This is a genomic window from Pseudomonas huaxiensis, assembly GCF_003231275.1.
Taxonomy (GTDB): Bacteria; Pseudomonadota; Gammaproteobacteria; order Pseudomonadales; family Pseudomonadaceae; genus Aquipseudomonas; species Aquipseudomonas huaxiensis.
In genome coordinates, this window is the sequence record NZ_QKVL01000001.1 from 686,454 (window position 1) to 693,716 (window position 7,263).

Consider the following 7,263-nt stretch of genomic DNA (forward strand, 5'->3'; position numbering starts at 1 on the left):
TTAGTGTCAAGAGAATGGTCGCAGGTGGAAAATGGCGCCAAATTCTTGGCTTTTGTTTTCGCAGCCATCCCGTAAAAATCTTCACTACTAACGTCACGTGGGCTAGTATTTTCAGGCCGAGAAAGGTTATTTGGACATTTCTCACCATTAAGTCAGGGACGGTTATGGCAGCGCAGAAAATCCCCCTCGAGTCCGAAGTGGTAACCTGGTTGCAGCAATGCATAGAGAATGATGAGCTGTTCGATACGATCCAGGGCAAGGAGGCGGTACTGTCGCTGGCAGATCTAGGTGATCAAGAGTGTTTTTTGCCGGCTTTCAGTATCGACTACATTTCACGTCGTGCCTCCGCAGAAGCAGCTCGGCATGTACTTGGCAGGCTTGCCTTGTTGGAAATGATTTCTATCAACACAAGTATTTCTCTCACAACTGGGGAAGTGCTACGCCCTGATATTCTTTGTTTTAATCCGGAAACCAAAACTCTTGTTGTGTTTGAGGTCAAGCGTGCCAGCGATACAGAGCGCCAGACAGTTACCGAGCTAGCGGGTTATGAGCAAGAGCTTCGGAACATGCTGCCCTTCCTGGGGAATTTCGACGTATGCTTCGTGGTCGTCGCAGCAGATTGGTCGACTCTCCTAGTCCATGCGGTAGGCAGTATGAATGCTTGGTCAGGCAAGCAGTGCCTGGCACTTCGGCTCACAAGTAGTGCGTCGGGATTTGGACTGACTGCACACTTGCCGGAAGCTTGGCACCTTACGGGTAGTACCAACCTTCCTCCGGAAGCGTTGACTTCTATCGACCTCTACCTTGCTTACAAAGGCATTGATCAACTGGGAGATGAAGGGCCCACAGGTGATCATGACATCATTGATAAAGACGATGAGCGTTGGCCGCCACGAGTCGTTCTTTCAGCAATGGATATGATTGCCAGGTCAGGTGACCGCGCTGGGTCACACGGATTTATGATGCTTTGGCGTGACGTCCACGGCTACGGTCGAGGGAGATGGTGTATAACTCTAACCGCAATTGATCCTTATGCGATGTATGCGTGGTGCAGAGACCATGGGCTACCCCAGCGGGAATCGGAGGCTGGGGCGTTTCTTCATAGTCGAAGAGGCGACCTATTGGGGCAGACGCCCACCACCGTGTATGACATAGCCAAAGCTGCATTTCCTATATTGGAGGATCACTTTGATCCAGAGTTTTGTGGTGACTTTCAATGGCATCTCAAGACTCGCCAATATCGTCATAGAGTTGTGCCGACGAGATTCGACTTCTGGGGCAGCCTAGGACAGCATGCTCGTGAGTTTGTATGTAATCCTGCAGTCAGGCAGAACTACATGCCATTTGTGGGCAGGAATCAACTGGACTGGACTGATCCTGCGGTTGCAATGACATTGGTGGCTAACCTCTCGCTTGGAGTGCCATTCCCAAGGGGAGTAATTAAGTGCAGCGATGCCTTCCTGGTAGGTCGCGTACTCGGAGATTTAGCCGTCGCTGCGTTCAATGCCTCTCCTGACAGAGAGCACGCCGCCAAGATCGAGCCCTTGGTCGAGTGGGCGCAGCTTGAAGCGCTAAGGTATGCCATCGAGATGAAGCAGATGTGCGACATCACTGAAGAAGTCGTTACACCAATTCCTCACCTTTCCAACGATCCCTCCAAACGTTTTGAGGCCGCTCAAGAGCTGGCCAGGTGGGTGACCAGTGACCTGATTGGCCCACATCATCCACTTCATCAGGCTTGCTGTGATCTTGGATATCGTCATGCAATTGTATTCAATCTGCTGGAGGAAGGCTCCCGAGGACACCTTGAGTCGACGGGCGCCGGCGAGGCAGCAATGCTAATTCGTAATATCTTGGCTGTTGTGATAGGAAGGAGTGAAGGGAGTCAAGGACACGTACTTAGCTCTGAAAATTACCTCCGCTTTATGGCCTTACTAGAGCCGCATTTGAGTTCGGAGATAGATCTCCAGAATGAGGTCGAAATTATCGGCGCGATAAGTACGATTGATGATGATGTGCTTTTGTCAGGTTTCCCTAGTTTAATTGTAAAAGGGATAGATTCGATCATCCCTGTTGTACTTCACACCACCAGGCCTCCGTATCATGGAAATGTTGATTGGGATTGGTTGAAGGCCGGCGTGAAGGCCCTGCACGAAAGCGAAGATCATTGTCCGGCTATCATCTTTAGCCAAGATGGAACGATAGGTAGCGGTCGTTTGCAAGAGCCATTCAGGCTAGTGTCGCCGATCAGTAACCCAGAGACAGAGGTCTATGTGATTGACGAGTCGTCTAGGCTGAGCATCGCAATCAAGATGTCTTGGGATGAGGTGAAAGAGTTCCATGCCAAGCGAAGTCATGGATACTCAAAACCACCTTCGGATCCAAGCGCAGCTTAATGTTTGACGAAGCCTTGGAATTTCCTTTTTACTTAGCGTGAGGTGCCGGCATTGGCGGGGCCGCTAAATTCAGTTTGCACTGCAAGGCCATTTGGTATGCAGTGTCCAGATGCGTGGCAAGAGAGCCCCCCATCTCAATGTGTTGAGACAACACTTCCTGGTGGTCAGCATCTGTCAGGGTGTTGTTGAAGATGAGCCAAGAATGCAGGTGCGGTGTAGTTTGTGTGATGGAATCTGCGACGCTTTCGGACAGCGCTCGGGCTTTGCGGTCATCAGTGATGAAGGCTTGTCGGATCTTGCTGGCGAAGGCGATTGAGGACAGTTCGCCTTTCCCCAGCTTTCTACGATTTTCGAGATCAGCGATAGCCTGTAGGTCGTCAATGCTGCAGGAGTGGGATGCAAACTTGCCTCTTTTCCTCTCGCGTTCCAGACGCTCCCTGAGCTCAAGGTCGGCATCCGTTGGGGATGACCGTGGCTTGACCAGGCACTCATAGAACACAAATCCGGTTATGCAAAATTCGCACTTGGCTTCTTGAGCCCCGACATAAAGCCTGCGTGATGACAAAATATTCCAAACAGAGCAAGTGTCGGCGACGTTGATTTTGTGGAACTTGGATGGGTCAATGGCCATGAATTTTCCTCCCATACAGCGACGCAAGTGCGTTTAATTCTCCATAGCCACAGAGCAGGGCTTCTGCGAGCCGCCCAAGGCTGATTACGCCTTGGCTATGAGCATCCAGACATAGCATCACGTAGTGACTCGATAGCCCTCGCTCCAGCAAGGCGGTTTTTCTCGCTCGTTGCGACTGTGTGAGGTTTTCTGGCAGCTCAGGATCTATTTTCGCTTCCCGCAGAACGCGATAGCTACGGATGCGTCGACTGGTCGCTTCGTCGGCTCGTTTCGCTGCTTTCAAGGCGATACCAAGGGCGTCACAGCTCACCCGGAATTTATTGGCCCATGATTGGGAATCCTCTTGCGTCCAAGCGCTGGGATCAGGGAGCTTGTTGATCGTTTCTGGTGGCATCAGATAGCAGGACGCAAACCTATTGGCGCGAACCTCCCTGATATCCTTGTCTCCTGGGATCGTCACGCTTGGCCCATCTTCGCTGTCAAAAATGCAGTGAGCCATCTCGTGGGCCGCACTGAAGCGCTGTCGATACACATCCTCGTTGTAGTTGACCAAAATGCAATTGCCGGCGACGGGATGTTTCACGAATACGCCAGAAATGTTGGAGTTTTCCAGCCTACGACGGAACACATGCACACCAACCGAGCGAAACTCTGCGTAGATATCTCGGGGTACCTCCCGATCAGAGTGTCCCATGAGCTGACGAAACGCCTTAGCCGCTTCTTCTGCATGACCTATGTAGTAGTTTCCTCGCGGTTGGAAAGCAAATGACTGAGCATTGCCGCGAAGCTCCTGGGTAAGGTGTGTATTCCAGTGATGCTGACACTCAGTTCCAGAGATTGTGGCCCATTCATGCTGGAGATTCTGACCATCCTTTCCAGTGATTGTGATCCACCGCGCTGATGGTTTTGACCGGCAAGAGTTGGGACGAATCGTACCTGTGCTGCACCCATGCAATCGCGCGCTCAGCGTGCTAGGCGGTGTTCTCATTTGATGCCGAAGGTGCCGCCAGTATCTCGCCGCTTTTTGTAGTTGGGATTTGTCGGTATTGGCTGCGTGATGATCACTGGCAATGAATCGAGGTGTTATTGATGGGCAAATTCAGTGACAGTGACTGGCGGCCAGAGATAGTTGAGGTCTTTGTCGAGACGGTGTTCTTCTGAATTGCCCGAATCGGCCCTCTCTGGCACGACACTCCAGAAGCCTATGACCGTTGGCACCGTATGTATGTGCGGTATAGCCGCTAGTAATGCAAAGGAGTGTGATTGGCCTGATTGAGAACGTTCCCTGTAAAGTTGCTCGTGGCCTGCTCATAACAAGGCCAAGCTTGTTATGAGCCTCTTCCCAGATACTCTTCAAGGGGCCGCCGATTAAGACTTCAAGGCGGGCGATCAATAGGATCATGTCCAGTGAGGCGTACTGGGGCCGGTGCAACGGCAAGTGTTTGCCCTGCTAACGCCGCTCCCGCAACCACTCAATTAGTTCAGGTAGTGGCATCGGCCTGGCAAACCAGAAACCTTGCCCTTGAGAGCATCCTGCCTCCCGCAGGAAGGCTAGCTGCTCCTCCGTTTCAACCCCCTCAGCCACCGTGCGCATGCTGAGTCCTTTGGCCATACCGAGAATGGCCTGCACGATAGCTTGATCGCTACGGCTTTCAAAAAGACCAGAAACGAACGATCGATCGATCTTCAGCTTGTCAAACCGCAACTTTTTCAAGCGGTTCAACGACGAAAAGCCGATGCCAAAATCATCCATTGCCAAACGGATACCGGCCTCATGCAGTTCATCCGAGGTCTGCAATACCTGGGCCGAAGAGTTCATTGCCACATCTTCGGTGATCTCAAGCTCCAAACGCTCAGCCGGCAGTCCAGTGCTGACAAGTAACTGATGAACCAGCGCGCAGAATCCGGCTTCACTGAACAACGGGGCACAGATGTTGACCGCTACCACCACATCCAGCAGGCCCGTTTCGATTAGCGTCATATTGTCTTTGCACGCCTGGCGAATGACCCAGCGTCCAATAGTCGGCATCAGGCCGTATTCCAGTGCTACAGGAATAAACTGATCAGGTGCCACCAGGCCATTAACGCCATCACGCCAACGCAGCAAGGCCTCCATGCCGCACGGCTGCAAGGTCTGCATATCGAACTGCAACTGGTAATGCAACTCGAACTGCTCTAGCGAAATGGCCTTGCGCAAGCGACTGAGCAGGCGATAGACCTGCTCGGATCGTTCACGTAACGCTTGATCGAATAGGCGAATACAGCCGCCTCCTTCCACCTTGGCCTGATACATGGCGATATCAGCTTCATTCATCACCTCATCGGCTGTCAGACCGTCATCGGGGTACAGGCTGATGCCGATACTTGCGCCAACACTCAGTGCCCGATTATCAATGACGAATGGCTCCTTCAGCGCCTCCATCAACCGTGCGGCGATGTGGGAGGCTGTTTCCCCTTTGGAATCTAGAATGATAGAGACGACGAACTCGTCTCCCCCCACCCGACCTAATAAGTCACTATCGCGCAAGGTTTTCTGAAAGCGCTCAGCTGTTAGCTTGAGCAAGCGGTCGCCAACCTGATGACCATGGTTGTCGTTGATCTGCTTGAAACCGTCCAGATCGATGAACAACACCGCAATTTTCCGCCCACTGGTCTGACAAGCCTCAATGGCTCTGGACAGCCCTTCAATAAACTCACGTCGATTGGCACACCCGGTAAGCCCGTCGTATTTGGCCAGAAAGGCAATGTGCTCGGTGAACTTGCGGCGCTCACTGATGTCGTGGCAGATGCCGACGAATAACTGCTGGCCATCCTGACTGAACTCACTGACGCTCAAATGCAGCGGAAAGCAGCTGCCGTCTTTGCGCTGGCCCGTGACCTCTCGGCCAATGCCGATGATCTTGCGCTCACCGCTGGAGCAATAGTTGTTTAAATAACCGTCGTGCTCCTGGGCATACGGTGCTGGCATCAGCATGGAGATGTTCTTGCCGAGCATCTCGTCCGAACTGAAGCCGAAAAGCGTTTGTGTAGACTGGTTAACCGCCTGGAGAATACCGCGTGCGTTGATGACCATGATGGCATCTACAGCGGCATTGAAAATGGCACCGGCAAGCGCTGACTCCAGGCCATCCCATGTATTCGGTTCCGCCCCGTCAGGCACCTGATTGTTCTCTCCCGGTTTTCTCATTTCAGTTACCGAAGCGCTCAACCAGTGCATGCATGGCATGTGATGTCTGTTTCAAGTCGTTGCCCACCTGCGCGGACTCTCCCGCCAGCTCGGCATTATGGTCAGAGGCTTGGGCAATGCGCGTGATCTGCCGGGAAATATCCTCGGCGACATGCGCCTGTTCTTCTGATGCCGCCGCCATCTGCTGGCCCATGTCATGGATCAAGCCAACGGCGCTACTGATTCCTTGCAGCGCCTCCTGGGTAGCGATCACCTGCTGCACACCGGCGGCGGCCTCTTGGGTGCCGGCCTGGGCTATCGTCACCGCGTTCTGCGCCCCCGCCAACAGTGTCTTGATGATGTCCTGAATAGCCTTGGTCGACTCCTGGGTCTTCGATGCCAAGGCTCGTACTTCATCTGCCACCACGGCAAAGCCCCGGCCCTGTTCACCGGCCCGTGCCGCCTCGATGGCCGCATTCAAGGCTAGCAAGTTGGTCTGCTCGGCAATTGCCCGAATCATGCCCGCCGCCTGTTCAATAGTTTGAGTGTCGCGCGCCAATGCCTCCACCGAATCGCTAATCCCGGACACCGTATGTGCCAAGTTCTCGATCACGTCGCGTGTCTTGCCAGCCTCGGCAGAGCCGTTACGAGCCAGTGTATTAGCCCGCTGCGCCTCATCTGCGGTGCGATGAACATGTGCTGATACCTCGGCAATCGAGGCCGCCATCTCATGCATGGCAGTTGCCGTCATATCGGCCTCGCTTCGCTGAGCCAGCAAAGAGGTTTCGGCGCTGCTGGTCAATTGACCGCTGCGTTGGGCCAGCTCTGAACTATGGTCGGCATAATCCTCAAGCCGGCTAAGTACGGTGCTAATTCGCGCGCGCTCACTGATCAACGCCATTTGTATTTGGGCGGGTTTACCAGCCAAGTCGGTATAGGTGCGAGCAATCAGTTCGCTATCGAAGGCCCCATGCACAGTATTTTGCAAACGCAAAAACAAATGCTCGGAAAGCCGATTTTGCCAAGCCTGTAATGCAAAAAACGCAATCACTGCGCAACCGCTGGCAATT

General features: G+C 53.3%; 5 protein-coding genes. 1 reads left to right on the plus strand and 4 read right to left on the minus strand.

Annotated elements, in window-relative coordinates:
• Window positions 1-164 precede the first annotated feature (164 nt).
• The gene (locus DM374_RS03395) at window positions 165-2,396 is read left to right on the plus strand and encodes a hypothetical protein (protein ID WP_110968569.1); all 2,232 of its coding nucleotides are present in this window, start codon (window positions 165-167) and stop codon (window positions 2,394-2,396) included.
• Window positions 2,397-2,424: 28 nt separating this feature from the next.
• Here the strand turns inward: DM374_RS03395 and DM374_RS03400 are convergent, their stop codons facing one another.
• From DM374_RS03400 to DM374_RS03415, 4 genes are all read right to left on the minus strand, one after another.
• The gene (locus DM374_RS03400) at window positions 2,425-3,027 is read right to left on the minus strand and encodes a hypothetical protein (RefSeq protein WP_110968570.1); all 603 of its coding nucleotides are present in this window, start codon (window positions 3,025-3,027) and stop codon (window positions 2,425-2,427) included.
• On the minus strand, window positions 3,017-4,015 hold the full coding sequence (locus DM374_RS03405; protein WP_110968571.1) for an ImmA/IrrE family metallo-endopeptidase: 999 nt from the start codon (window positions 4,013-4,015) through the stop codon (window positions 3,017-3,019). The genes DM374_RS03400 and DM374_RS03405 overlap by 11 nt, the downstream gene beginning before the upstream one ends.
• Before the next feature lie 462 nt (window positions 4,016-4,477).
• On the minus strand, window positions 4,478-6,244 hold the full coding sequence (locus DM374_RS03410; RefSeq protein WP_177431502.1) for a GGDEF domain-containing phosphodiesterase: 1,767 nt from the start codon (window positions 6,242-6,244) through the stop codon (window positions 4,478-4,480).
• The gene (locus DM374_RS03415) at window positions 6,216-7,262 is read right to left on the minus strand and encodes a methyl-accepting chemotaxis protein (RefSeq protein ID WP_450088428.1); all 1,047 of its coding nucleotides are present in this window, start codon (window positions 7,260-7,262) and stop codon (window positions 6,216-6,218) included. Before DM374_RS03415 ends, DM374_RS03410 begins: the two co-directional genes overlap by 29 nt.
• Between the last annotated feature and the right edge of the window lies 1 nt (window position 7,263).